Source organism: Neobacillus sp. GCM10023253, from assembly GCF_042653105.1.
Taxonomy (GTDB): domain Bacteria; phylum Bacillota; class Bacilli; order Bacillales; family Cytobacillaceae; genus Neobacillus; species Neobacillus citreus.
The window spans coordinates 93019-120012 of the sequence record NZ_JBHSHV010000012.1 but is presented as its reverse complement, the minus strand read 5'-3'; the positions used below and the strand labels follow the sequence as shown (position 1 = coordinate 120012).

Annotated in this window: 27 protein-coding genes and 1 other RNA gene; 19 read left to right on the top strand and 9 right to left on the bottom strand. The window is 40.5% G+C overall.

The genetic code is table 11. The annotated features are described in order from the left end of the window. Window positions 1-28: 28 nt before the first annotated feature. From dinG to ACFPA1_RS14545, 7 genes are all read left to right on the top strand, one after another. Window positions 29-2827 (top strand): ATP-dependent DNA helicase DinG, encoded by a 2799-nt coding sequence (dinG, locus tag ACFPA1_RS14575; protein WP_213145051.1) that lies wholly within the window; start codon window positions 29-31, stop codon window positions 2825-2827. 48 nt (window positions 2828-2875) lie between these two features. After that, entirely contained in the window at window positions 2876-3724 is an 849-nt protein-coding gene (locus ACFPA1_RS14570; protein WP_213145052.1) for a hypothetical protein, read from the top strand. Between the two features lie 138 nt (window positions 3725-3862). Continuing rightward, window positions 3863-4339 carry a DUF5590 domain-containing protein gene (locus ACFPA1_RS14565; RefSeq protein WP_213145053.1) on the top strand — a complete coding sequence of 159 codons (477 nt, stop codon included), beginning with the start codon at window positions 3863-3865 and terminating at the stop codon, window positions 4337-4339. A 29-nt stretch (window positions 4340-4368) separates the two neighbouring features. Beyond that, on the top strand, window positions 4369-5556 hold the full coding sequence (locus tag ACFPA1_RS14560) for a pyridoxal phosphate-dependent aminotransferase (RefSeq protein WP_378584396.1): 1188 nt from the start codon (window positions 4369-4371) through the stop codon (window positions 5554-5556). Between the two features lie 123 nt (window positions 5557-5679). After that, complete coding sequence (locus tag ACFPA1_RS14555; RefSeq protein ID WP_213145054.1) at window positions 5680-6378, top strand: DnaD domain-containing protein; 699 nt, start codon at window positions 5680-5682, stop codon at window positions 6376-6378. A gap of 67 nt (window positions 6379-6445) precedes the next feature. Next, window positions 6446-7108: an endonuclease III gene (gene nth, locus ACFPA1_RS14550; protein ID WP_213145055.1), complete on the top strand. Its 663-nt coding sequence runs from the start codon at window positions 6446-6448 to the stop codon at window positions 7106-7108. Next, a complete protein-coding gene (locus ACFPA1_RS14545; protein ID WP_213145056.1) occupies window positions 7101-7460 on the top strand; it encodes a YpoC family protein in 360 nt (119 codons plus the stop codon). Before nth ends, ACFPA1_RS14545 begins: the two co-directional genes overlap by 8 nt. 128 nt (window positions 7461-7588) lie before the next feature. On the opposite strand, the gene ACFPA1_RS14540 is transcribed toward ACFPA1_RS14545, so the two are convergent. Both ACFPA1_RS14540 and recU read right to left on the bottom strand, forming a co-directional pair. Beyond that, on the bottom strand, window positions 7589-10147 hold the full coding sequence (locus ACFPA1_RS14540) for a transglycosylase domain-containing protein (protein WP_378583914.1): 2559 nt from the start codon (window positions 10145-10147) through the stop codon (window positions 7589-7591). A 36-nt stretch (window positions 10148-10183) separates the two neighbouring features. Beyond that, a complete protein-coding gene (recU, locus tag ACFPA1_RS14535; RefSeq protein WP_213145058.1) occupies window positions 10184-10798 on the bottom strand; it encodes a Holliday junction resolvase RecU in 615 nt (204 codons plus the stop codon). A 189-nt stretch (window positions 10799-10987) separates the two neighbouring features. Between recU and ACFPA1_RS14530 the strand changes: the two genes are divergently transcribed. The 3 genes from ACFPA1_RS14530 (at window position 10988) to ACFPA1_RS14520 (ending at window position 13035) form a co-directional block, all read left to right on the top strand. Beyond that, complete coding sequence (locus tag ACFPA1_RS14530) at window positions 10988-11965, top strand: DUF2515 domain-containing protein (RefSeq protein ID WP_213145059.1); 978 nt, start codon at window positions 10988-10990, stop codon at window positions 11963-11965. 342 nt (window positions 11966-12307) lie between these two features. After that, window positions 12308-12580, top strand: coding sequence for a hypothetical protein (locus ACFPA1_RS14525; protein ID WP_213145060.1), 273 nt, complete (start codon window positions 12308-12310; stop codon window positions 12578-12580). Between the two features lie 83 nt (window positions 12581-12663). Further along, window positions 12664-13035, top strand: a complete 372-nt coding sequence (locus tag ACFPA1_RS14520; RefSeq protein WP_213145061.1) for a DUF1798 family protein — start codon at window positions 12664-12666, stop codon at window positions 13033-13035. Window positions 13036-13051: 16 nt separating this feature from the next. On the opposite strand, the gene yppF is transcribed toward ACFPA1_RS14520, so the two are convergent. Next, window positions 13052-13264, bottom strand: a complete 213-nt coding sequence (yppF, locus tag ACFPA1_RS14515) for a YppF family protein (RefSeq protein ID WP_213145062.1) — start codon at window positions 13262-13264, stop codon at window positions 13052-13054. A 175-nt stretch (window positions 13265-13439) separates the two neighbouring features. Here yppF and ACFPA1_RS14510 point away from each other — a divergent pair, with 175 nt between their 5' ends. Next, entirely contained in the window at window positions 13440-13991 is a 552-nt protein-coding gene (locus ACFPA1_RS14510; RefSeq protein ID WP_241114013.1) for a YppG family protein, read from the top strand. Between the two features lie 56 nt (window positions 13992-14047). Here the strand turns inward: ACFPA1_RS14510 and ACFPA1_RS14505 are convergent, their stop codons facing one another. Both ACFPA1_RS14505 and ACFPA1_RS14500 read right to left on the bottom strand, forming a co-directional pair. Further along, window positions 14048-14536, bottom strand: a complete 489-nt coding sequence (locus ACFPA1_RS14505) for an Hsp20/alpha crystallin family protein (protein ID WP_213145063.1) — start codon at window positions 14534-14536, stop codon at window positions 14048-14050. Between the two features lie 114 nt (window positions 14537-14650). Then, the gene (locus ACFPA1_RS14500; RefSeq protein WP_213145064.1) at window positions 14651-15349 is read right to left on the bottom strand and encodes a Crp/Fnr family transcriptional regulator; all 699 of its coding nucleotides are present in this window, start codon (window positions 15347-15349) and stop codon (window positions 14651-14653) included. Window positions 15350-15488: 139 nt separating this feature from the next. Between ACFPA1_RS14500 and ACFPA1_RS14495 the strand changes: the two genes are divergently transcribed. The 8 genes from ACFPA1_RS14495 (at window position 15489) to ACFPA1_RS14460 (ending at window position 24683) form a co-directional block, all read left to right on the top strand. Continuing rightward, window positions 15489-17768, top strand: a complete 2280-nt coding sequence (locus tag ACFPA1_RS14495; protein ID WP_213145065.1) for a DEAD/DEAH box helicase — start codon at window positions 15489-15491, stop codon at window positions 17766-17768. Window positions 17769-17782: 14 nt separating this feature from the next. Continuing rightward, on the top strand, window positions 17783-19051 hold the full coding sequence (locus ACFPA1_RS14490; RefSeq protein ID WP_378583907.1) for a ribonuclease H-like domain-containing protein: 1269 nt from the start codon (window positions 17783-17785) through the stop codon (window positions 19049-19051). A gap of 378 nt (window positions 19052-19429) precedes the next feature. Then, complete coding sequence (locus tag ACFPA1_RS14485; protein WP_213145067.1) at window positions 19430-19810, top strand: CotD family spore coat protein; 381 nt, start codon at window positions 19430-19432, stop codon at window positions 19808-19810. Window positions 19811-19932: 122 nt separating this feature from the next. Then, a complete protein-coding gene (locus ACFPA1_RS14480) occupies window positions 19933-20493 on the top strand; it encodes a DUF1273 domain-containing protein (RefSeq protein WP_213145068.1) in 561 nt (186 codons plus the stop codon). 137 nt (window positions 20494-20630) lie between these two features. Beyond that, the gene (gene gpsB, locus ACFPA1_RS14475) at window positions 20631-20933 is read left to right on the top strand and encodes a cell division regulator GpsB (protein ID WP_213120405.1); all 303 of its coding nucleotides are present in this window, start codon (window positions 20631-20633) and stop codon (window positions 20931-20933) included. An 80-nt stretch (window positions 20934-21013) separates the two neighbouring features. Beyond that, an RNA gene (gene rnpB, locus ACFPA1_RS14470) (RNase P RNA component class B) lies at window positions 21014-21406 on the top strand. Window positions 21407-21564: 158 nt separating this feature from the next. Further along, entirely contained in the window at window positions 21565-22710 is a 1146-nt protein-coding gene (locus tag ACFPA1_RS14465; protein ID WP_213145069.1) for a THUMP domain-containing class I SAM-dependent RNA methyltransferase, read from the top strand. A 47-nt stretch (window positions 22711-22757) separates the two neighbouring features. Next, on the top strand, window positions 22758-24683 hold the full coding sequence (locus ACFPA1_RS14460; RefSeq protein WP_213145070.1) for an ATP-dependent DNA helicase: 1926 nt from the start codon (window positions 22758-22760) through the stop codon (window positions 24681-24683). 44 nt (window positions 24684-24727) lie between these two features. Here ACFPA1_RS14460 and ACFPA1_RS14455 read toward each other — a convergent pair whose 3' ends face one another. Genes ACFPA1_RS14455 through ACFPA1_RS14440 form a run of 4 tightly spaced genes read right to left on the bottom strand, consistent with a single transcriptional unit; the run spans window position 24728 to window position 26767 of the window. Continuing rightward, window positions 24728-25027 (bottom strand): metal-sulfur cluster assembly factor, encoded by a 300-nt coding sequence (locus tag ACFPA1_RS14455; protein WP_213145071.1) that lies wholly within the window; start codon window positions 25025-25027, stop codon window positions 24728-24730. A 14-nt stretch (window positions 25028-25041) separates the two neighbouring features. Then, window positions 25042-26286, bottom strand: a complete 1245-nt coding sequence (locus ACFPA1_RS14450) for a hypothetical protein (protein ID WP_378583903.1) — start codon at window positions 26284-26286, stop codon at window positions 25042-25044. Between the two features lie 13 nt (window positions 26287-26299). Beyond that, window positions 26300-26506 carry a DUF2249 domain-containing protein gene (locus ACFPA1_RS14445; RefSeq protein ID WP_213145073.1) on the bottom strand — a complete coding sequence of 69 codons (207 nt, stop codon included), beginning with the start codon at window positions 26504-26506 and terminating at the stop codon, window positions 26300-26302. A gap of 24 nt (window positions 26507-26530) precedes the next feature. Continuing rightward, window positions 26531-26767 (bottom strand): DUF2249 domain-containing protein, encoded by a 237-nt coding sequence (locus tag ACFPA1_RS14440; RefSeq protein WP_213145074.1) that lies wholly within the window; start codon window positions 26765-26767, stop codon window positions 26531-26533. Window positions 26768-26994 lie beyond the last annotated feature (227 nt).

Genomic DNA, 26994 nt, shown 5'->3' with positions numbered 1-26994 from the left:
AGGAATGAAGCTTTGGGGTGTTATGTAAATGTCTAATAAATTTGTTGTAATCGATTTAGAAACTACCGGAAATCTTCCGAAGAAGGGCGACAAAATTATTCAATTTGCCGCTGTTGTAATTGAAGATGGACAAATAACGGAGAAATTTTCGTCACTGATCAATCCCCAAAAATCCATTCCGATATTTATAGAAGAGTTAACTGGAATCAATGATGAAATGGTGAAGAATGCCCCTGTTTTTTCAGAGATTGCTGCGAAGGTTTTTTCCTTGCTGGACGGGGCTTATTTTGTAGCCCATAATGTTTTATTTGATTTATCCTTTCTTCAAGAGGAATTAATCCAAGCCGGATTTGAAGGGTTTTACGGGTCTGTCTTGGATACCGTGGAAATGTCGCGGATTTTATATCCGACAGCGGACGGATATAAACTTACTGATTTGGCTGAAATGCTAAACCTCAAGCACGATCGGCCTCACCAAGCCGACAGTGATGCGGAAGTGACTGCGGAAATTTTCCTGCTGTTGGTCCAGCGTTTACAACAGCTGCCCTTTATTACGCTTAAGCGGCTTTTTCCGTTATCCGGCGGATTAAAAAGCGACCTTGAGCAGCTACTTGAAGAAATGATTGACAGCATGGATGAAAAGTCTGTACATAATGAGGATTTTGAGGCGTTTAGGGACCTCGCCATAAAAAAAGTGCTGCCTCAGCTGGAAACATCGTCAGAATTCCAGGCTTATCATTATCCTCAAGCTGAAGAAGAGAAATTAAGGCTGATGAAAAGCGGCCTTAAATCCTTTGAGAACCGGACAGGGCAATTTAAGATGATGGATGTGGTCTACAAAGCCTTCGTATCCGAGCGTCATACGTTAATTGAAGCAGGAACGGGAGTAGGAAAATCGTTAGGGTATCTGCTGCCAGCTGTCTTCTTTGCTAAACAGAGGAATCGCCCGATCATCGTCAGTACACATACCACTCAGCTGCAGGAGCAAATATTAAGAAAAGAAATGCCACTTCTGGAAAAAATGATTCCTTTTCCGGTAAAGGCTGTGCTCTTAAAAGGCAGGAGCCATTATATCTGTTTGGAAAAATTTCATCAGTCGCTGCTTGATGAAAACGATAACTATGATACCACCTTAACAAAGATGCAGATTCTTGTTTGGTTAACCGAGACAGAAACCGGTGATAAGGATGAACTGAATCTTTCCAGCGGCGGATTCCTTTTTTGGAATAAAATTAAAAATGAGCAAACCGCTTTTTCAAAACATCCTGATTGGCAAGAACGGGATTTTTATTTGCGAGCAAAAAAAGAGGCTAAAGTCTCGGATATTGTTATTACCAATCATTCTCTGTTATTAAGTGATATTAAAGGGAACGGCGCTGTTTTGCCGGAATATGATTTTGTCGTTATTGACGAAGGACATCATTTGGAAAAAGCGGCAGTTCAATTCTTTGGTACCTCCTTGGATTACCTATCTGCAAGAATGCTGGCCGGTCAATTTGGTTTATACGAACAAGAACAGCTTTTTTATGAACTAGAAAAGATTCTTGCTATTTATCCTTTCACGATGGAACCGATTATCCATACATTTGAGCTTAATCAGATGATGATAGACTTTTCGTATGAAATGGATGAATTTTTTAAGTTAATTGCTCTATTTGCTAAAAAGAGGATTAATAACAAAAATGGATATTACCGCACAAAAATCTCTTTTAGTAAAGCTGATAGTTCTAAAGAAAGAATGGCTTTAGTGCATAGTGCGGAAAGGCTATCATTTTTAATAAAGGATTTGCATGCCGCAATTAGTAAAAGGGTGGAATGGATTATTTCCCAAAAGGATGGGTTAACCAGAAAGCAAGAGGGGAAAATCGAGGAAGTCCATGTGTTTCTTATCGAATTAGAGGAATTAAGGGGCAGGGTAATAAACAGCTTTTTAAGGGACACCAATGATGTTAAATGGATTGAAATCGATGTCCGTGCACCGCAGAATATAACAACCTTTATCGCACAGCCGGCCAGTGTAGCGGCTGCTTTAGAAAAATATTTTTTCGCTAGTAAAAAGGCAGCAGTCATTACTTCTGCAACGTTAACTGTTAATAATACCTTTGACTATTATCTCAAGGAAATCGGCCTTGATTCCAGTAATCCGGAAAAGGTAATCATCCCCTCTCCTTTTAATTACAAGGAACAGGTACAGCTGATAATTCCTGATGATTTGCCCGAAATCAATTCGGTTTCCTTGGATGAATTTGTGATTGCTATAACCGAGCACATCATCACGATTGCTGAGGCGACGAAAGGAAGGATGCTGCTTCTTTTTACTGCGTACGACATGCTGAAGAAAACGTACGAATTGATAAAGGAAAGCGGCTTTCTCGATGACTATGTATTAATTGCCCAAGGGATTACGAGCGGGAGCAGAACAAGGTTGACGAGAAATTTCCAGCGCTATGAAAAGGCCATTCTGTTAGGAACGAGCAGTTTTTGGGAGGGTGTGGATATCCCAGGGGAGGATTTATCATGCCTGTGTTTAGTACGGCTTCCCTTCAGCTCACCGGATGAGCCGTTAACAATGGCGAAATGCCAAATAATTGAGGAAAGTGGCGGCAATGCCTTTTTTGAATATTCTCTGCCTGAAGCTGTACTAAGGTTTAAACAAGGCTTTGGCCGGTTAATCCGAACTGAAACAGATAGGGGGATTGTGATTGTTTTTGACAAGCGGATAATCACAACGAAATATGGAAAAGCCTTCTTAAATTCCATTCCGCCAGTCACGATAAAAAAAGAATCGGCCAAAGAAATAGTCAAAATTATTCAATCCTGGTTATGATAAAATTTGGAAGAAATACACATCCTATAGATGACAGGAGGAATGTGTATGCGAATTTTATTCATTCTATTGGCCTTGTTTTGTCCGGCTGTTTCAGTAGTTCAAGCTGAAACGGCTATTTCAGGTAAGGTTGAAAATATAGATTTAAATATAAAGGAACACGAAATGGCCGTTACTTTTATAGGACTGTCCGCTGGCGAGGCTACTTTAATTCAAGGCCCGAACAATGAGAATATTCTGGTCAATGTCGGGGGGCAAAACACGGAAGCGGAATTAGAAGAGTGGCTCAAACTTTATGATGTAAAAAGTATTCAAACCTTAATCATTACTACAGATGAAAATAGCCTGTCTTTTAAAAAAGTAAATAAGCTGATGGACAAATATAACATAGAAAAATTGATTACCACTCCAAAAATATCAGCCCAGGCAGCCTTTGGACTTGATGATCAAAAGCAGGCAGCGGTATCAACATGGAAAGAAGGGACAGCAGAATCACTTTTTCCTGACCTGACGGCCGAAGTCCAATTTGTCGGAAATGAAAAAAACGAAGGGATGGATTTTATCCTTAAGTTTTTCAATCACCGTCTCTTTTTAATGTCGTCGTGCAGCGAAAGGGCGGAGCAGGCATTACTGACAAAAAACCTTGAAGATGTCCATGTTTTAAAAATTCCGGATTACGCAAAGGCTTCTTTTTTATCAACTAACTTTATCCACTATTTGAATCCGGAGATTTCTGTATTGTTTACACCGGAGGAATATCATCCGGACCGTGATATCCTTCAAGGCCTGCACGAAACGTGGTCTGAAGTTTATTTTACAAAAAAGCATGGAACGGTGACGCTAAAGTTCACGGATTCCAAATACGAGGTTTTTACCATCCCAACAGAAGAAGAATAAAAACTTAAAGAAAAATTACGATTCCTTGGTTTCAGATAGGGCATTTTTCCTTTTACCTGTTATAATGATATTTGGTAGGAAACAAGTAACAAGAATTAATTGGAGGAAAAATATCGTACATAAAAGAGTGATTTGAAAGTGAAAAAGTGGATTATAATTGGAGCATGTTTATTACTTGCTGTGGTGATCGGGGTTTCGATAAAAGTATATCATAGTGCAATGGAACCATTAATTACCGCCGAAGAACGTGCTGTTCAGGCTGCTGAAAAAAAGGTTCCATTAAAAAGCGTTGAAGATTTTCATGTTTATAATGGTCAAGAAACCGTTAATGTCATTGAAGGGAAAAATAACAAGGGCGAAGAGATTATTGTCTGGGTTCCCGAAAAGAGCAAAAAGGTTATTGTCCGAAAGGCCAAGAGCGGCCTTACAAAAGAGGAAGCAATTCAAACATTGAATAAAGAAAAAAATCCCCAAAAAATCATTTCAGTCCGGCTGGGAATGGAACAAAACATCCCTTTATGGGAAATTTATTACCGTTCTGATAATAATTTAATAAATTATTATTATCTCCATTTCGAAACTGGCGAGTGGCTGAAGGAAATTGAAAATCTATAGGGTAGAGACAGGAGGAAAACATAATGAAAGTGGAATTGGCAAGCCGGGTGTTGTCCTTAACACCTTCAACAACATTGGCCATTACTGCGAAAGCAAAAGAATTGAAGGAACAAGGTGAAGACGTAATTGGACTCGGTGCAGGTGAACCCGATTTTAATACCCCTCAGCACATTTTGGATGCTGCGGTAAAATCGATGAATGAGGGACAAACCAAGTACACTCCTTCGGCTGGTCTTCCTGCCTTAAAAAAGGCGATTATTAAAAAGTTCGAAACAGATCAAGGCTTAACCTATAAGCCAAATGAAGTGATTGTTGGGAATGGTGCAAAACATGTCCTCTATACGCTGTTTCAGGTTCTTTTAAATGAGGGGGATGAGGTTATTATTCCTACTCCTTATTGGGTAAGCTATCCGGAGCAGGTTAAGTTAGCGGGCGGAGTTCCTGTTTATATCGATGGATTGGAAGAAAACCATTTTAAAATAACACCGGAACAACTGAAAAAGGCGATTACCAATAAAACCAAAGCTGTCATCATTAACTCTCCAAGCAATCCAACAGGGGTCTTATATTCCGAAGAGGAGCTTTTGGAAATTGGTAAGGTATGCTTGGCAGAAAACATCTTGATTGTTTCTGATGAGATTTATGAAAAGCTTGTATACGGCGGTGTAAAGCATGTTTCGATTGCGGAAATTTCGCCGGAGCTTAAAGAACAAACAATTATTATTAATGGTGTTTCCAAGTCCCATTCGATGACAGGCTGGAGGATTGGCTATGCTGCTGGTAATGCTGAACTTATTAAAGCAATGACCAACCTCGCTAGCCATAGCACATCTAACCCGACCACTACCGCTCAATATGCAGCCATCGCGGCTTACAACGGGCCGCAGGAGCCTGTTGAAGAAATGCGGAAGGCATTCGAAGAAAGATTGGAAATTATCTATGATAAGCTGGTTGCCATCCCTGGGTTCACTTGTGTAAAGCCGCAGGGTGCTTTCTATCTGTACCCAAATGTGAAAAAGGCTGCTGAAATGGCTGGCTACAGCAATGTCGACGACTTTGCATCTGCCCTTCTGGTTGAAGCAAAAGTAGCTGTGATTCCGGGTTCAGGATTCGGAACACCTGACAACATCCGTCTATCCTATGCAACATCACTAGACTTATTAGAAAAAGCCGTATCCCGCATGCAACAATTCGTAGAATCAAAAGTTAGGGTATAACCTTTAGTAAAATCAAAAAGTCTGCGACCTGCAGGCTTTTTGATTTCTTTACCAAAACAGGATGCCTAATTCTCTTACTCGAAATCACCTGTTCGTGATATACTTTTTAGGAGGTGTCCTAACATGAAAGATAATATAATAGCTTGGCTAGAAGAAGGTACCATTACCGTACCCTCTTTACTATTTACCGAATATCGCAATTTGAATTTAAACGAAGCAGAATTAGTTCTGTTACTAAATATCATGACGTTTGTAGAGAAAGGTAATGATTTTCCAACCCCTGAAGAGCTTTCCTCAAGAATGACCATTTCGCTATCAGAATGCAGTGACATGCTTAGAAAGCTGATTCAAAGAGGCTTACTTGCCATCATTGATGAATATTCGCAAGACGGCATTCGTTTCGAGAAGTACACAATTAAACCATTATGGGAAAGACTCGTGACACAATTTTTAACAAGCACGCAGAATGTACATGAGAATCAAAAGAAAACGGATGAAACCGATTTATATACGTGTTTTGAAAATGAATTTGGCCGTCCTTTGTCTCCTTTTGAATGTGAGTCTCTTGCGATGTGGATGGATGATGACCATCATGATCCTGTCATTATCAAAGCCGCACTTCGTGAAGCAGTCATGTCAGGTAAATTAAATTTTCGCTATATTGATAGAATTCTTTTTGAGTGGAAGAAGAACGGCATTAAGACACTTGAGCAGGCCAAAAATCAGGGTCGCAAATTCCGGCAGAAACAAGTTCAAAAAGGCAATCCAAGAGAGGATGCCCCGCCATCATCCATTCCATTCTATAACTGGTTAGAGCAATAATTCTCAAATGACGAGTGACAATTCACTCGTTTATTTTCTGTAATAAACATTTAGAGGGGTGAAAACCTTGCTTAATAATACACAAATTCGGCATTGTTTAGATACAATGGGTGAAATGTTTCCAGATGCCCATTGCGAATTAAATCATTCCAATCCTTTTGAACTCGTTATCGCTGTCGCTTTATCTGCCCAATGCACCGATGCACTCGTTAATAAGGTAACTGTTGGTCTATTTAAAAAATACAAGACCCCAGAGGACTACTTAAAAGTCCCTTTGGAGGAATTGCAAAATGATATCCGCTCAATCGGTCTTTATCGGAACAAAGCGAAAAACATTCAAAGCCTTTGCCGTATTTTATTAGATGAATATAATGGGGAAGTGCCTATGGATAGGGATGAATTAACAAAGCTGCCGGGAGTGGGCCGGAAAACAGCCAATGTTGTTGTTTCGGTTGCCTATGGCATTCCCGCCATCGCTGTTGATACCCATGTTGAACGTGTCAGTAAGAGGCTCGGCATTTGCCGTTGGAAGGACTCTGTATTGGAAGTGGAAAAGACGCTGATGAAGAAGGTACCGAAAGAGGAGTGGTCTGCGACACATCACCGCTTAATCTTTTTTGGCAGATATCATTGCAAGGCGCAAAACCCGCAGTGCCCAAGCTGCCCGCTCTTAGGTCTTTGCAGGGAAGGGAAGAAAAGAATGAAAGGAAAGGCTGCTGTAAATGAGTAAGCCTTCAGAGTCTTTAAACGATATTCTTAAAGAATGGGCCAGTACACAGGAGCATCTTGAGAAAGTTTTTCGAAACAGGGACCAAATAGGGGCGAAAGAATGGATGAATAAAGGAATTCAATTATACCTTAGGTTTTTGTTTCTGACGAATGGATTGCCACTTAGCTGCACCGATCCCATTCCATTTGAAAGCTTCGAATACAAGCCTGTCAATCTTAAGGAGCGATTCGCTTTTATCAAGTCCAGACCATCACTCTATCATTCATATCGACAGTTATCAGAACTCATGGTAGAACAAGAAAAACAATATGCCCGGAAAAATATCCAAAAAAACAAGAGGCTGACAACCTAGTGTCAGCCTCTTGTTTTTTTAGCTAATAGGAAATTATAAATTTTCACAAATTTATAATTTCCTAACGCATAAATTCAACTACCCCTTTGTCTTCGTCCTATCGGACTAGCCAATCGGCGAGTTTTCATTTAATGCCCGCTGGAAGGAGTTCCAGGGGTTACGATTGGCGGGATCACGACTCCGCCGGTGTTATTGCCGCTGCCATTACCACTGCCGGTACCAGTTCCGGTACCATTACCGTTCTCATTGTTAGTGCCGTTTCCGTTTCCATTTCCGTCCCCAGTGCCATTATTTCCATTTCCTTGTTCATTATCGATTTCTGCCTGCGGAACCTCAATGGTAGTTGTTGCAGGATCGCTCTTCCGATCTCCGATAATAGCCAGAACAGTAATAGTGTATTTCTCACCCGGCTTAACTGGGAATAGGAATCCTTTTTCTGCCTGCACCACATGATTTGGAGTAGTGCCGTTATCAACGGTAATATCAAACTGAACATTTTGTTGTGCTGTATTTGGATAATCCCAAGTTACAGTGATTTTTTGTGTATCTTGCTCAAATTTTGCTGCCAAGCCGCTAGGTGCCTCAAGCTTGTTATATTTCTCGGATACTGTTTTCGGGGCATGGCCCTTTACAGCATATTCCGTGAGTACTTCGCTGTCAGGAGTGTATTCACTCGCAAGCACAGCCGGCATGGAGCCTTTTTCGATTCTGACCTTCTCCACACTATTTGGCATAGTAAAGTCAGCTGTTTGTTTGCCTTTTGAGACATGCGCTAGTAAATTTTTAAAGATTAACTGGGCAATTCTTTGGTTATTTCCCTTTGCCTCAATCGGCGTTTTATAGTCACCGTAACCAGTCCAAATGGATGCTGTGTAATTGGTCGTATACCCTGTAAACCAAGAATCTGGTACCGCGCTTTTACTAATATTCCAAGCATTTCTTTGTTCTTCCGAATAGTTTGTAGTCCCTGTCTTACCTGCCATTGGGAGTCCTGGTACTTTTGCGTTTGTCCCCGTACCCGGAGAAACTAGAACACTCTTTAGCATGTCGGTAACCATAAACGCTGTGGAATCCTTCATGGCCACCTTTGGTTCTGGTGCTGTGTCAATAACGGTACCATCACGCAGTTGAATTTTCGTGACAGCATGCGGCTTATTGTAAATACCTTTGTTGCCAAACGCCGCATAAGCTCCAGCCATTTCTAAAGGTGATACCCCAACGGTTTTTCCGCCAAAGCCGCCAATCGCATAGGATTCAGAGATTTCTTTTAACGGGATGCCCAGATTTAAGGCAAATTTCATGGCATTATCCAGTCCAACCTGTTGAATGGCCTGAACCGCCGGTGTGTTCCTAGATAACTGAAGGGCCGTCCTCATCGTCATCGGACCCTTATATTGACCGTCCCAGTTTCCGAATTTCTTACCAGACGAATACGTAATTGGTTTATCCTCAATCATTTGGTAGGTGCCCCAATTCAGGTATTCGATGGCAGGGCCGTAATCCAACACAGGTTTAATGGTAGAGCCGGGCTGGCGCTGTATATCAATGGCATAGTTGTAGCCGCGCTGCACCTGTTGGTTTCTGCCGCCGCCAATCGCCCTAATTTCTCCAGTCTTTGTGTCGAGAAGTGCGACTCCTGCCTGGAATTGATCATCAGGATATGGAATAAGGTCTTTGGAGTTTAAAAGCTCGTTAACATAGTCTTGCGCGTTTTTGTCAAGTGTTGTATAAATTGTTAAACCGTCAGAAAAAATATCAAAATCGGTTGTTTTTTTAACTTCATCAATGACAGCATCTACGAAGGCATCATATGGTTTGTCATTTATTTTACGCTGTTCCTCTTTCAGGACCGTATCTTTTACGGCAACCTTCTTAGCTTCTTCCATCTGTGCCTTTGAAATAAAACCATGCTGATACATTAAACTCAATACGATGTTTCGTCTTTTTTCGGCTAAATCCGGATGGTTAAAAGGATTGTAATTATTCGGGCTTTGCGGCATCCCAGCCAATTGGGCTGCTTCCGCAAGTGTCAACTGATCAAGTGTTTTTCCGTAATATATTTTTGCAGCAGTGGCAATACCCCAGCTATTTTCCGAGACATATACCTTATTGACATACATTTCAAAAATTTGATGTTTTGTATATTTTTGTTCCAGCTGATAGGATAGCCATGCTTCCTGAACTTTTCGTTTCAAGGTTTTATCACGTGATAAAAAGGCGTTTTTGACAACCTGCTGGGTAATCGTGCTGCCGCCTTCCGAACCAAAGCCATCACGGAAATTTGCGAGAACCGCACCGCCAAGGCGTATCGGGTCGATGCCATGATGTTTATAAAAACGATAATCCTCCGTTGCCAAAATGGCATTTTCAACCTGCTCCGGTATATCTTTATAAGTAACATATTCCCGGTTCACTGAGCCGGCTTCGGAAATAAGCTCTCCATCTTTATCTAGAATCTTTGAAGGGATAGGATCTTTTAATAATTTAGGATCAAGCTTGGGAGTGTCCTTTACTAAATAGGCGAAAGTGCCGACACCAGCCAATAAGCCGACAAAACAAAGCACCACTAAGGAAAGGAAAATTTTCTTTGCCATTCCGCCTTTCTTAGCCTTTGCTTTTGGTTTGGCCTTATTGTTTGACTGCTGTTTCTTTCGGCGCTCCTCTCTTGATTGGTATTGCTCAGCCATTTTGAAATTCCTTCCTTTCTGCTCTTTATTTGTTTATTAATAAAGAGGTAAAAGATTATCTAATATTTTAATATAATCAATTCTTGGATGAAATCCAAGCGGTATGAGATAACCGTTGTGTATAATTTCTTCCCTTGTAATCGATTTTCTTCCTCCACTCATCATTCTGTCCCAAAAACCTAACATATGCCTTGCCTCTAGCAAATATACCTCATCAAATCGCGAAAATCGGATGATAACAAAGCAAATCCCACCCTGATTCATCACTTCTTCCATATGGGTAATTTGGTGCTGATGGAAATTTTTCAACGGAAATGAAGTTGGATTTTCTGTTTCCTTTGCTTCAAAATCAATATATTTCCCTTTATAAACGCCATTATAATCAGTGGTGGAGGCAAGTTTAAAATAGGCTTCTTTAATAACTGCAGCACTTCGCTTTGGGTAATCCACTTGGACGATTTGAATTGGTGTCGGTTTCTTATGGATAACGGCCATCTTCCTTGAACGGTAATATTCATTACTCTCGTTTAAGTCCTCTTCAAGTGTCATTCCCCGATTGCCATATCCATCATTTTTTTTGATTTTTACCGGTGCTTTTTTCTCTTGATCCAAGCGAACATACTTTTTTCCATTTGGATAATTAAAGCTCATTTTCTTCACCTCTTAAGACACTCACTATCATATCAAATCTTAGAAAAAAGTGGGTGAATAAAATAGCCCTTCAGGTAAACGCTAATATTAATTGTACCGTTTTTGTTATAAAAATAAATGATTCATTCTTCTTAAGGGATTAGCATGCGCTAATAATCTATTAAAAACTGAAGGAAAGATGCACAAAATATGAGTCTCCTTACAATACACGAACAAAATATCATTCGTCAAATTGAAACCGAAACAAGCAAAAAAAATATCGATAATATTTCAAGGACTAATGCATATTTTTCCTACTTTAAAGAAAATCCGGATATTCAATGGTCTTTTCTGGCAAGCATGGTATCCCGAAATGGCGGCTGGAATATGTGCGATCTTGAAGGATCTATGTTTCGGCAGCTGCTTGCCCCCCAGGTCAGAAAACAGCTTTTTTTTACATATGAAAGGGCAAATTGGCTAATATTTCATGATGTTTTCCCCCAATTATTGGTCTATCAATATTCGACGAAATTAGGCCGGCCTCTGTTTCATTTACTTCCCTATTTTCATGTTTCATCCTTTATTCAAAATGAGTGGCACCGCTTTTGGAGGGATAAAGATAGTAAAAGGCTCACGACCGCCCTAATCATTAATGAACAAAATGTGATTCAGAAACCGGTCATTGAACACCCTGTTTATAAGAAGAAGGTATTTCAATCACTTATATTCAATTTTCAAGATTGGCTGCATTTTAGCTGCGTGTTGTTCCCAACCTGCGGCGGGGAGGTATATGGCGCAAGCGTGAATGGCTTTAGGTCTCTTTCAAAAAGGATTAATCTTGGAAAAAGGCTGGCGAGCATTCTTTTTCAGCCGAGGTTATTTCCTCATTTTTTTGAGTTTGCTGAAAAGACAACACATACAGGCTCAAGAAATGATTATGAACAGTATTTCAAAATGAAAACGGAAGGAACTACTCCTATCTTAAGAATGACCTACCCGGTAATCAAGCACCATCGGCAGGATAATCAGGATTGGAGTAAAGTTCGAAAGGTCTCTTCCTCGTGGCTGCATTTTCCAGTCCATCATCGCCACCCGATTCACCTAACCGATTGGTACGTGGCTAAATCCCATCAGCTGCAGCTGCTTGTTTCCTTGAAAAAGGCACTGGATTTAAAAAAATGGAAATAAGAAAAAAGCAAGGAGGGTGATCTCCTTGCTTTTTTCTTACTCAGCCGGTCGGTTTGGTCCTTCTAACTTTTTATCGCCGTAACCTGTTCTTTTTTCTGTATCAGATTGCCGCGGTTGGCTTTTGTTTTGTTTATTGTTGTTAGACAAAATAAACACCTCCACTAATATCATGTGCTGAATTTTGGTTTTCATACGATTCTAGATTCTGTCGAATGAAAATAGAGAATATGCCAGAATGGCACTTTCTTTGCCGAAATGCTTCTAGTTTTGTCAAGGGTGAAGGAACCATTGATTGGAAAGAGAATATTAACTTTAGGAAAAACGTGGGGGAGGTTTTAGAAAATGAATAGTTCATTTAGTGATAAGGATAGGCTCCTGTCTAAGCTGGCGGGGATATATGACCAATTGGAAGAATTAGATGAGGCACTAAAAGCATCCTTTTCTGAACTTCGCATCGAGCTTGATCAAAGGGAACAAGATAGACTGCTTGATTCGGCTGAAAAAATTACAAAGTTGGAAAGAATTACAGACCAAATGCTTTTGAATGGAGAGATGGTCCAAAATCCGCTTTCCCACCATTCCGCAAAATCATTAAAGCTTGAAATGGGTTTTTAATATTCGGTATCATAGTTTTAAATCTAAAAGTGGCATTTAAAATAGTGCTGCTTTTTTATTTGGCGGGAAGGGAGTGAGCATTCTTGGAAAAGGAAATAGAGCATTTAACAAAGGAGTTATTATCATTCAATGAAGAATTTTTGAGGCATTTTCAGGAAGCAAGAGAAACGGGGAGTGAACAAAATTTTGATAAGGTGATAAAGCCATTTGCCAATAAGGTTAACTCAATAAACGGAGAGTGGAAAGAGGAGATGAAAAAATGGCTTATAAACCTTCCATTAAAACATATCCGCATTCAGCAAGTCGAATCTGTTTCAGAACATATTGAACAGCTCTCCATCCAGGCTTTCTTTCCGAAAACAAGCAAATCAAGATTTCTAAATGCCCAGCGGACAGTCGAATTTTTTCTGACGGAAGTTTTAAAAGAAGTTAATAAAGAGAAAAGAGATGCATGAGCATCTCTTTTTTTGACTAACTATTATGTTCGATGAGGGAGTTTTCCTGCGCTGCCTCTGGGGGCACCGCACCTTGATTTTCAAGTTCACGGACAAGATTGCGATATTCTTTAATGCTAATTTCATTGAAGATATAGGCCTTTTTAACAAAATCCATTAGTGCATTAACATCATCAGTGGTGTAATCACGGTTTTGACTAAATCTCACTTTTAATTCGCGTATGTCCATTCCTACTCCTCCTTCATCATTTTTACTATCGTAACATGAAATTAAGAGATTATTATTTTTTCAAAAATTTAAACTTTAGACAAAATCTTTGAAATTTTGACATTTCCTTGAATCACCAATTAGGCTTTTTTTTCATAATGTGAAGCAGAGATAAATACGGAGGAGATGTTTGCCCGTGTTTGGAAAAATGAGACCAAATACCTTCTTTCATAATGGATATTCGGGACAAATGATGCAATATGGTCCAGTTGGCCAACAATGGAACCGGCATTTAGTAATGCGAAATCAAGCTTTTCCATATCAGCCTCCTGTTCAGAATCAGACCTGGAACACTTTCCAGTCGCAGGGAGGCTATCATCCAAGTACGTTCCAGCCAATGGGGCCGGCTTATCAGCTTGGGTCTAACGCACAGAATATGAACTATCAAAACTCCCAGTATCCGCAAAAGGATTCACAATTCCTATTTCAGAATCCCCTGCAGCCAAAGGAGGATATGTATCCTGCTCCATATGCGCCAATGAATGGATATCCGGTTATGAACCCATATCCTAAACAAAGCTTTATTCCGAAACAGCCAAGTGGTATGCAGTCCTTAATGAATTCCTTTAAATCGCAGGATGGCTCAGTTGATTTTAATAAAATGATGAATACAGCGGGCCAGATGGTGAATGCGGTTACGCAGGTTTCTTCCTTAGTAAAAAACTTTAGCGGCATTTTTAAAGCGTAATAAAAAAGACGGCAAGCGTTGCCGTCTTTTTTATATATTATGGAAAATGATTATTCTTACTCGTCAATTTCAATAATTTTTCCTTTTTCGCGGGGGATGCGGATTTGTAGTAATCCGTCCCGGTAGGAGGCATTAATTTTTCTGTCATTAATCATATGAGGCAGGGAGATGGTTCTTGCGGTTTGCTGTCTGACAAAACGGCGCTGATAAATTTGATTTCGCTCATCCTCTGAGGTTTCTAATTCTTTATTCTCAACCGATATGGTTAAGTAGTTTCCGGTGATATTAAGATGGATTTGGTCTCTTTTGACACCGGGGAGTTCGGCCGACACTAAATATTCATTTTCTCTTTCAACAGTCTCTACGTGAAAGCCTCCGCTGCTATCAAACGGAAAAGGTGTTTTGAAAAAATCATCGATGGACTGCAAGAATCCTCTAATAGGTTTCTCCATGAAAAAATCATTCATGGATTTCATCAAATGACTAAACGGTTCGGAAACAGGCTTTTTCTCATGATTTTTATCATTCGGAAGATTAGAAGACATCCTAAAACCCTCTCTTTCCAATTTTTCACACGATATCATATGCGTTTAGTCCCGACCCGGTGCCCATTTCATACAAAAAAAAACACCGCATAAGCTTGCGGTGGCAGTTTTCATTTAGATTAAATGAATTTCTTCCATAAGGATTTCGATATCGAGGATCATGTCGCCCTCTTCATCGACTTCGATTAATTCGTCTTTTTTCATTTTTGTCAATGTTCTGCTGATGGTTTCGCGTGTTGTTCCAATCATGTTGGCTAGGTCTTTATTGGTAAATTCCGATTTTAACAATATAGTACCATCCTCTTGTTCTTTACCGTGCTTTTGGGCGAGGCGGATTAGCAGTTTGACAATCTGTTCATAGGTATTATTGAGAATTTGCTCTTCCAGCCGGTTTTGCAGGTCGACGATCTTTTCACCAAGTACTTTAAATACCTTAATGCATAGCTCGGGATTTTCGATCAAAACATTTTCAAACTTGGAAATCGGCACGGCAATCAGGGTTGAAGGCTCTAGAACCTCAGCGTAGGCTGGATAGTCTCCTTTTCGGAAAAAGCCGACATGGGGAAACATTTCCCCTTTTTTCATAATGGCCACGATTTGTTCTTTCCCGTTTACATCGCTTTTATAAATTTTAAGCTTTCCATCAAAAATGAAATAAACATTTTCAAGCGGATCCCCTTGATGAAAAACATGGCTATTTTTCTTCCATTCTCTAGCAATCGCAATGTCGGTAACTTTGGATAATTCCGTGTCGTTTAAAGAGCGAAAGAGAGTAAATTCGGAAAGCACCCTTTTAATTTCATCGATTTTCATTACATCACCTTCAGTTTCGTTCGATATATTCTATTGTAACAAAATTTGGCCGAATAAAAAAAAGGTATTTGTAAAATATAAATTTCCTCTTTTTCTCCGAACGTTCATTCGCTAAAATAGAAGTAATGAGGTGAGCTAGATGAAGTTGAAAAAAGATTTGCAGGCCATCCTTTCAGATATTAAAGTAAATGAGGATTTTAAAGATAATATCGCTGCGTGGCATACACTCCCTAAGAAAGAAGCCCAAACGGTAACATTTCCTAGGGATTTACATCCGCTATTGCATGAAGCGCTTAATCAAAAAGGGATAGACGAGCTTTATACCCATCAGAGATCAGCATACGAAGCGACGATGGCAGGAAGAAGTATTGTGGCAGTTACACCAACGGCATCAGGAAAAACACTTTGCTACAATCTGCCAGTTCTTCAATCTATATTAAATGACCCGAGCACACGAGCGCTGTATATGTTTCCGACAAAGGCACTCGCCCAGGATCAAAAAAGTGAAATAAACGAAATTATCCAAGCGGCCTCCATGGATATTAACAGCTATACGTATGATGGAGACACACCGGCAAATATCCGCCAGCGGGTCAGAAAAGCAGGCCATGTTGTCATCACCAATCCTGATATGCTGCATTCTGGCATCCTGCCCCATCATACAAAATGGGTATCTTTATTCGAAAATCTCAAATTTGTCGTGATTGATGAGCTTCATACGTATCGCGGCGTTTTTGGCAGTCATGTGGCAAATGTGATTAGGAGGCTAAAACGGATTTGCCATTACTATGGAAGCAATCCTGTATTCATTTGTACATCTGCGACGATCGCAAATCCTCTCGAACTGGCGGAAAACCTTACTGAGGAAAACATGGTCCTGATTGACAACAACGGGGCACCAAGCGGAACGAAGCATTTCGTTTTTTATAATCCGCCAATTGTCAACAAACCATTAAACATTAGAAGAAGTGCGACTCTTGAGGTTCGGAAAATTGCCGGGGAACTGTTAAAAAACAAAATCCAAACGATTGTTTTCGCCAGAAGCAGGGTACGAGTTGAAATTATCTTAACGTATCTCCAGGAACTGGTGAAACACGAGTTGGGCAGCAAATCGATTATGGGGTATCGCGGCGGTTATCTCCCCACAGAGCGACGGAAAATAGAAAAAGGCTTGCGTTCCGGGGAAATATACGGTGTTGTAAGTACGAATGCTCTTGAACTTGGTGTCGATATTGGACAACTTCAGGTGTGTATTATGACAGGTTATCCCGGAACCATCTCTAGTGCCTGGCAACAGGCCGGAAGAGCAGGGAGACGGCATGGAGAGGCTCTTGTCATCATGGTGGCAAGCTCGAGTCCGTTGGATCAATATATCATCCAAAATCCTGATTATTTCTTCAATAAAAGCCCGGAAACAGCACGGATTAATCCGGACAACCTAATCATATTGATTGACCATATGAAATGTGCCGCCTACGAGCTTCCATTTAAGGCTGACGAAAAGTTCGGTAATGTGGGAACTGAGGAGCTTTTGGAATACTTAACTGAAGAGCGAGTTCTATATCGGAACGGCGATAAATGGTACTGGATGAACGACTCTTTCCCGGCCCACAATATCAGCCTGCGGTCCGCTTCCCAAGAAAATGTCATCATTGTCGACCAAACCGATATTGCTAGTGTAAAGGTCATCGGGGAAATGGACCGTTTTTCGGCAATGACACTGCTTCACGATGAGGCCATTTATTTGCACCAAGGCACTCAATTTCAAGTGGAAAAACTGGATTGGGACGAAAAAAAGGCATTTGTCCGTGAGGTGGATGTTGATTATTTTACAGATGCCAATTTAGCGGTTCAATTAAAAGTACTTGAGGTTGATAAACTGCATCCGGTCAATGAAGCGGAAATTGGTTATGGGGATGTCAGCGTCAGGGCTATGGCGACCATTTTTAAAAAAATTAAATTCGAAACTCATGAGAATATCGGTTCCGGTCCGATCCACCTACCGGAAGAGGAACTTCATACGAATGCCGCGTGGATTTCGCTTAATAGGGCGCTCTCAGAATTGGGGGCTGTTCGGCTGGAGCAAGGACTTGTTGGGGCGGCCCATGCTTTAAGGTCAATAGCCCCATTGTTTGTCATGGCCGACCCGCAGGATATTCATGTCATTCCGCAGGTTAAGGCCGACCATAATGAAAAGCCAACCATCTTTTTTTATGACCGCTATCCTGGAGGAATTGGCTTAAGTGAAAAAATATATTCAGGGATGGCAGAGGTTTTGCTCGAAAGCAAAAAAATGATTGAACGCTGCCAATGTGAATCAGGGTGTCCATCATGCATTGGCACGGATGCAGTTGGAGATGCAGCCAAACATGATTCATTAATGATTCTTGATGCCTTCTTAGAATCATCATCGCGGTAAGGGGGAGTGCGAGGATGTCTTTAAAAAATAAATTGAATCGCTTAAAGCCCCACTTGTCGACGGGGAATTCTTCAGATAAAAAGGCTGTTCCCTCTTCAGTAGAAACGTTCGTTGAGATACCTTACAAAGAGCAATGGGAGCAAGAACATGTTTCTCCTTATTATTTAGACGAAAACTTCTGTTTAATAAGAGAGGTAAAATATCCGCTTGACCAACGGCACGGCCATTATCGGTTTCGTGATTTTCTGACGGCAATGGAAACTTGGAACCAGCAATCAGCCGCTCATCCATTATCTGCTAAAGGGTTTCAGGCGGAAGAATTATTTTTTTTCGATACAGAAACGACGGGGCTAGGCGGCGGGACGGGCAATACCATTTTCTTATTGGGGTATGCCAGCATTGAGGGAGAAGAGTTGATTTTAAGACAGCATATCCTCCCAAATCCCGGTGCCGAGGTCCCGCTATACCAAAGCTTTCTGGAAAAGATTAATTATCGGACACTTGTCACTTATAATGGGAAAGCCTTTGACTGGCCGCAGGTCAAAACGAGACATACGCTTGTAAGAGAGCATGTTCCAAGGCTTCCGTCTTTTGGTCATTTCGACTTGTTTCACGCTGCCAAAAGACTCTGGAAGCACAAATTAGAACGGTTGAAATTAGCAGTAGTGGAAAAAGAGGTTCTCGGGGTAGAAAGGGTTGACGATATTCCGGGATTTTTAGCTCCGATGATTTATTTTGATTTCGTTGAAAACAAAAAGCCCGATGGCATGATTGGCATACTCAAGCATAATGAAATTGATATATTGTCGCTTGTCACTTTGTATACACATCTGACCTTTCAATTATGCGGATTAGACCACGACTCTACCAGAAAGGAAACCTTTGAAGTAGGCCGCTGGTTTGCGGCTATCGGTGAAAAGGATGAAGCAGAAAAAGTCCTCGGTAAACTCACAGACGGGCAGGATGTTACAGCTTGCCAAGCAAAGCTTGCTCTTGCGTTTCAGTATAAAAAAGACCGGGAATGGGACAAAGCAAGAAATTTGTTTACCGAGGTTGTCCAATCTGGGGAGGGGCGTCTTGCGCTTGATGCATGTGTAGAATTGGCTAAAATCTATGAGCATAGATTAAAGGATTTAGAATTAGCTCTTCAATACTGTAGCCAAGCTATCATTATAAGTGAGCGAACCCCTAGTTTGCACAATCTTTCAGGTGATCCTTCAATGGACCAGTTACAAGCACGAAAAGAGCGTTTGAATCGAAAAATCATTAAAAGCCCACGTTAAATTTCTTTAATTAACGGTTATTAAAAATATGTAACAAAAAGTTCACAATTTAATGCTGAAAAATTTGAAATTCCATATTGTTTACTGTCGTCTTAATAGGTAAAATTATAAATTGTGTGCTGTGTAAAAAAAGCGCAAAAACTTTATGGAGTGGGTAGGATGTATAAAGCAATTTTGTTTTTATTTTTCGTTGTTGTTTGTTTAACTGCTGTTGTTTTTACAAGCTTGAAAGATAGCTTTTATACTATGTTATAAGGATATAAACCCAAGGAAGCCGGTATTATTATAAAAAATAGGTGTTTTCCTTAGTACAAGAGTAACCCTTTTTTCATAGGCTGTTAATGTAAACAGAATAAAGAAAAGAAGGGAGAGCTTAACATGTTTCTAGGAACTAATTTTGCCCCGCCGGTGGTTCATCCGACGACAAACATTGTGAATCATACTTTCTCTACAACGGTGGTGCCCCATATTCATCCGGTTCACACTACTACTGTGAATCATCATATGTTTGAGCATAAACATTATTGCCCGCAATCAGCTTCATGCTGTGATGAGGTATGTAACCAGCACATCAACTGCTGCAACCCATGTGCACCGCAAGCAGTAATGCCTGTTTCAAACGCATTGCCAAATGCGATGCCAAATGTAATGCCGAATATGCCAGGTTATGGTATGGCAGGCCCTGGTATGGCAGGCCCTGGCTTTGGCGCACCTGGATTTGGACCTGGACCTGGTCCTTTCATGGGACCAAGACCTTAAAAGTTTGACTAATCTTACAAGGGCTTTTAGCCCTTGTTTTTTATTTTGTTACTTTATAATATGCTAATGGTAATAAAATGTTTGTCCCTTTTAAAAAATTTTTTCATTTGAGGAGAATATTCTTGCTTAAGGTATTAGCCATTTCCGGATATAAACCATTTGAATTAGGAATTTTTAAAAAAGATCATCCATCGGCAAATTTTATAAAAGCGGCTATCAAAAAATCACTGGTACCCATGCTTGAAGATGGACTGGAATGGGTACTGATCAGCGGACAGTTAGGAGTGGAGCTTTGGGCAGCTGAAACTGTTTTTGACCTGCAGGGGGAATTTCCAGATTTGAAGCTAGCCGTTATCACTCCTTTTTTAAATCAAGAAGCATCTTGGAATGAAAACAATAAGGAATGGTACGAATCTGTTCTCATGCAAGCGGATTTTATTGATTCAGTTACGAAAAAGGGCTATGAAAAACCGTGGCAATTCCGATTGAAAAATCAATTTTTTATTGAAAAGAGTGATGGCCTTCTGCTCTTGTTTGATCAGGAAAAGGAAGGAAGCCCAAAATATTTGTACGAACTAGCTGTTGATTATCAAAAAAATCATCCCTATTCGATTGAGCTGATTACCTTTTATGATTTGCAGATGATTGTCGAAGAAGAACAGCTTAAACAGTCTGATTTTTAATCCTGCTCGAATATTTTAGAATATACTAAATATAATATAATGTCTGCTGAATTACTTTACTGTAATTGAAAATTGACAAAACCGCTTATATTTGAAAAAATAATAGGTAATGATTGGCTAAACTTGAGGTGATTGGAATGCTGTCAGATAAAGTGAAACTAACTGCAAAGGATATTTTGGAAAAAGAGTTCAAAACTGGCGTACGTGGTTATAGACAAGAAGATGTTGATAAGTTTTTGGATTTGATTATTAAAGATTATGGTACTTTCCATCAGGAAATAGAAGATCTTCAGCAAGAAAATCTAAGGCTTCGCAAACAGCTGGAAGATACAGCAAAAAGGCAACCTGCTGCACAGCCTGCTGGGACAACCAATTTTGATATTTTAAAGCGCCTGTCTAATCTTGAAAAGCATGTATTCGGCAGCAAGCTTTACGAATAACAAATAATACCCTCATTTCCTTTGAATAACCATTGATAATGCTGAACGATATACATATAATAGACAATGTAACGTTAATGACGTTCGGGTAATCGCTGCAAGTCTTCTTGCAGAGGAAAGTCCATGCTCGCACGAGCTGAGATGCTCGTAGTGTTCGTGCCTAGCGAATTCATAAGCTAGGGCAGCCGGGTAGCTCATTCGGTTGACGGCTGGGAAAATACCTAAGTCCTTTGGATATGGTAGGAGTACCTTTAAAAGTGCCACAGTGACGATTACCTCCTTAGAAATGAGGAGGGTGGAACGGGTAAACCCCACGAGCGAGAAACCCAAATTATGGTAGGGGCACTTTCTCTATCGGAAATCAACGAGGAGAAGGACAGGTTCCACGTGAATCTGTAGATAGATGATTACCGCCTCAGTACGAGACTTGTAAGTCGTTTGCAGTACGGAGGCACAGAACATGGCTTATAGAACGTTATTAATGGATAGTTTTGATGGAAATGAACAGCTCTCCTTAAACGGGAGGGCTTTTTATTTGTTAACTGAATCCGAAGCTTGTTTTTAGACCATAATGATATTGGGAAATCAAACTTTACAATTATTTGATACATAAACGATTAAGGGTGAAAGAATGGGAAAATATCAAATTATAGCAACCGCAGCCATGGGTTTGGAGGCGCTTGTCGCTCAGGAGGTCCGGGCGCTTGGCTACGACTGTCAGGTGGATAATGGAAAGGTAATCTTCAGCGGGGATGAATATGCCATCGCCAGGAGCAATTTATGGCTCCGCACAGCAGACAGGATTAAGATTATAGTCGGTGAATTCAAGGCGTATACTTTCGATGAATTATTTGAAAAAACAAAGGCGCTTCCCTGGGAGCAGTTTTTACCGGAGGATGCTGAATTTCCGGTGCTTGGAAAATCTGTGAAATCGAAGCTATTTAGTATATCTGATTGTCAGGCCATCGTAAAAAAGGCCATTGTGGAACGATTGAAACAGAAGTATAAAAAAACATGGTTTGATGAGAATGGTGCTTTATACCGAATCGAAGTCGCATTGTTAAAGGATACGGCCACTATTACGATTGATTCGAGCGGCACCGGCCTTCATAAACGGGGCTACCGCGCTGACCAAGGGGCTGCCCCGTTAAAGGAAACAATGGCAGCTGCGCTCATCATGCTGACCAATTGGCGGCCAGACCGTCCGTTTATCGATCCTTTTTGCGGGTCGGGAACGATTCCGATTGAGGCGGCCCTGATTGGCCAAAATATCGCACCTGGTTTTAATCGGGATTTTGTTTCCGAGGGCTGGAACTGGATGCCTTCCAGGGTTTGGGATGAAGTTAGGACAGAGGCAGAGGACCTGGCAAAATACGATACACCGCTTGATATAAGCGGATCGGATATTGATCATCGGATGGTCAAAATGGCACAGGAAAACGCCTTCGAAGCAGGTTTTGGCGACCTGATTCAGTTTAAACAAATGCAAGTAAAAGATATTTCAACGAAAAAGGAATACGGTGTGATTATCGGCAATCCGCCATATGGAGAAAGATTGGGAGAAAAGGCCGAAGTGGAGCAAATGTATCGGGAAATGGGCCAAGCCTTTAGGCCGCTTGACACTTGGTCGATTTACATCTTGACCTCAAACGAGGATTTCGAACAACTATACGGCAAGCCGGCCACAAAGAAACGAAAGCTGTTCAACGGATTTATCAAAACAGATTATTACCAATACTGGGGAAAAAGGCCGTCAAGGCAAAATGACAATAATTGAGGAATAATTTTAGCGTCTTTTGACGCTTTTCTTTTTGGAGGGATAGGATGCAAAACCGCATGCCATTTACAGTTTCGAAAACAGAAACATTTTATGATAAGTTAGGCGAATGGATTGGTGACGTCTTCTATGACATTTTGCCGGAATCCGGGTTTGAAATCCGCGATGAACAAATCTATATGGCTTTTCAGCTTGAAAAAGCATTTAAAGAGAAAAAGGTCATGTTTGCTGAAGCCGGAGTAGGGACAGGCAAAACAATCGTTTATTTGCTCTATGCCATTATGTATGCCCGTTATACAAACCGGCCGGCTGTGATTGCCTGTGCTGATGAAACTTTAATCGAGCAGCTGGTGAAGAAGGAAGGAGATATTGCCAAGCTTGAGCAGGCTCTAAACTTGAATATAGATGTCCGCTTGGCCAAATCCCAAGATCAATACTTATGCTTAAGAAAGCTCGAAAATGGCAGAAATAGTCATTTTTCTGATGAAGTTCTTGATATTTATGAGAATCTTCCTGATTTTGTTCATATGGAAGGTTCCATGATGCAATTTGAAAAGTACGGCGACAGAAGAGACTATCCAGCACTTTCCGATGAAGTATGGCAAACTGTCAGCTGGGACAAGCTCCAGGACTGTTTCTCATGTGAAAAGCGCCATCGCTGTGGTCTCACCTTACACCGGGAATTCTATCGGCATGCAAAGGATATAATTATTTGTTCCCATGATTTTTATATGGAGCATGTTTGGACAAAAGAGGCCCGGAAACGGGAAGGTCAGCTGCCGCTATTGCCGGAACATTCATCAGTGGTATTTGATGAAGGGCATTTGCTTGAATATGCGGCACAGAAGGCGCTAAGCTACCGGTTTACAGATTACACGCTTGATACACTCTTAACCAGACTAATGGAAAATGATGTCCGCGAAAAAACACTTTATACGATAGAACAAGCGCTTGTCGATAATGATGAATTCTTCGATTGCCTAGCACAGTTTTCACAACCCGCAATGGGATCGGATAAAGAGATCATTCATAGGCACCCTTTGGTCATGAAAAATTGCCGTAAACTTCTTTCGATATTACAGTCATTGGAAGAGGAACTTGTCTTTGAAAGTGAAATGTTTGTTATCAACGAATATGATTTAAAAATTGTTGAGGAATACTTGGAGCAAATCACATATTCCTTATCACTCTTCCTTCAAGAGCTAAATGGAATTACTTGGCTGGAAGAAAGCAGTGGTGAGCGTACCCTTGTCATCATGCCGAAAATGGTGGAGGAGGTTTTACGGGAAGAGGTATTTTCCCAGAAAAAGCCTTATATCTTCTCATCCGCCACCATGTCCAATCAGAAATCTTTTGATTATATCGCGTCCAGTTTAGGGGTTGATGATTACCTTTCTTGTTCGGTTGCTTCCCCATTTGATTATGACGAGAAAATGAAGGTATTCCTGCCATCTTTTAAACAAGATGCCATCAATAAAAAAATCGATTATGTGATTGAGAAAGTCAGTTTGACAGAAGGGCGGGCTCTTATTCTTTTAAATAATCATGATGAAATGAGGAATTTAAAGGAACGGCTAAAAGAAGAGCAGAAGTTTCCAATCTACTATGAAGGTGATGAGGAGATTAGCACACTAGTCTCCAAGTTTCAAAATGAGGAAAATTCGGTGCTTTGCTCCATCCACCTATGGGAGGGTCTTGACATCCCCGGCCGCTCACTGGAAAATGTCCTGATTTTTTCACTGCCTTTCCCGCCGAATGACCCCGTTTTTTCGGCCAAAAAGGAAGGAATGGCTGACCCATTTAATGAGGTGGACCTTCCTTACATGTTGCTTAGATTACGGCAAGGTGTGGGTCGGCTGATAAGAAGTGAACAGGATCAAGGCACTGTCCATATCCTGTTGGAAGAACCTCTAGAACAAGATGTACTGCAAAAGATAAAAGAAGTATTGCCGACTAAAGTAATTGAAGGGTAAGGAATAAAAAAAGAGGCTGACAATGAACTGTCAGCCTCTTTTTGCTATCTGCCAAGGGCGCGGCGGCCGTCTTCGGTCATTTTATCCGGTGACCAGGCCGGCTGCCAAACAAGGTTAACGTCAACCTTGTTTACTTCCTCGATTCCTTCGACACAATAACGGACTCCGCTTGTGATACTATTGTGAAGCGGACAGCCAGGAGTGGTCAGTGTCATTGTAATCGAAATATCATTTTCTTCTGTAATCCCCACACTATAAATTAACCCTAAATCTACAACATTGATGCCTAACTCCGGGTCATAAACGCTTTTTAATTCTTCAAAAATTTTCTCCTCGAGATTCATGGTAACTCACCTCATTATTTTTTTAGAACACTGAAAATGCTGCTTGCAATAGTAAGTATCGCTACAGACAGAACAAACTGGCTCAAATTAAAGAGAATCGTTGTTTTTAATAAAAGTGCCAAAAAGACAACTAGTACGGAACCGATGAATATTGATAAGACAGGCACAATCAATTTTTCATTCATCATTTCCTTTAACGAAGGAACTTTAGCCTTTCCTATTTCTTTGCTGTATTTATAGGTCCACCACAAGAATGGAACAATTTTATATAAATATCCGACAATACTTAGGACAATCCACAACAGTATATAGCAATATAGAAGCGGCCCAATAAGACTGGCAAACTTGCTGCTGAACAGGAGCATAAAGGCCGCTGCATGAATCACATTCCCAAAACCAATCGCAGAAAGGGCGAAGGAAAATGGTTTATCGAGCTTTTTCTTTAACCTTTTTTTAACGATGATACTAATATGCCAGCTGAAAACAGAGAAGCCGGCCAATAGCAGGAAGAATCCAATCATTAATAAAATACTGCTGTTAATAAAGAAAGAAATGATTGAAAGGACAAGCCCGGATACATAGATTCCGTACACATATCGTGCCTGCACCATCGGAAAACCATGGGCCAAAGAAAACATCGGCACCATCTTATAGGAAAAGCCAAAGATTAATAAAGTAAACCAACCGGTTAGTCCCAATAAAAGATGGCTTTTAAAGATGGCTTGGTAATGTTCACCGAGAAAGCCTGTTTGCATACTGTAAATCATCGTAATTCCCAAGAATATGGTCAAAAACAAGCAAACTAAAGCCGTTCCCACAAAAGCAGTAAGAATGTTAGGGTTTGCTTGTGTTCTTAGCGTCATTAGCATCTGGAATAAGAACATAAAGATTCCGATAAGCGTAATGACACCAGGAATGACGGCATTTTGCGGTGCTAAATAGAGCATGGCCGAAAAAGAGGCAACCCCTGCTGCGGTGATGAAAAATTGAACAAATCCAAATTTCTCATTCCAAATTTTTGTCAAAAACGCAACCGGAACAAGCTGGTACATTGCACCCATCGCCACCATTAAGGCCCAGCCTAGGATTAAGAGGTGGGCTGCCGACCAAATGGCAGGTATGCGAAAAGTTCCATCCGTCATCATATGCCCATTTACCAACAGCAGAATCTGTGAGGCGACAAGGGCAATTAAACTAAAAAGTATAAATGAAAAAGGTAGTTTAATATTTGTTTCAGTTCCTAAATTCTGAGGAAGCATATGACTCACCTTCCTAGCGGAAGATTTCTATTTTAAAACTTCCGTCTGGTTGTTGTTCTGTTTTTTGTTGATATCCTAATTCTTCAAGCTGTTCATATAGAAACATCGGTCTTCTATCATTAATTATCGTTAAAACTTCCCCTTCGCCTAACCCTTCTAAAGCGGCTAAGGTTCGCATCATCGGCTGCGGCGGTTCGAGGCCGCGATTATCCAAAATCATTGCAAATCACACTCCAAATCACTTTTAGCTTTTCTTTGTGAAAACTACTTTCCAATGCTTTTTCTCTAATTCTTCTTCTTCATGGGTAAAGCCCTTTGCCTTTAAGACAGTAAATAGTGGCACCGGCTTAAACGGTGCATGAAGAATGAACACATCTCCATCATTATTTAATTCTTTTACTGCCTCCATAATCTTTTGAAATGGTTCGAGTTTATTCTTTATATCCTCACGCACATCTAGTTCAATTTTTCTTTGTCCCATAAAATCAACACCTCTTTAATCGTTTGTTTAATAACATTGTAGCAGTGTAATCCCCTAAGATATGTGATGAGCGTCATAGCTCAATGGATTTTAATGAAAATAGTTCTCAATGTGACAAATTTGTGAAAAAGTATACAAAAAATAATATGTGTGATAAAAGTCACTATTTTGACTTTTTTTTAGGACTACAATACTTCTCGGATTGATAACCAGAAAGGGATGAAGGA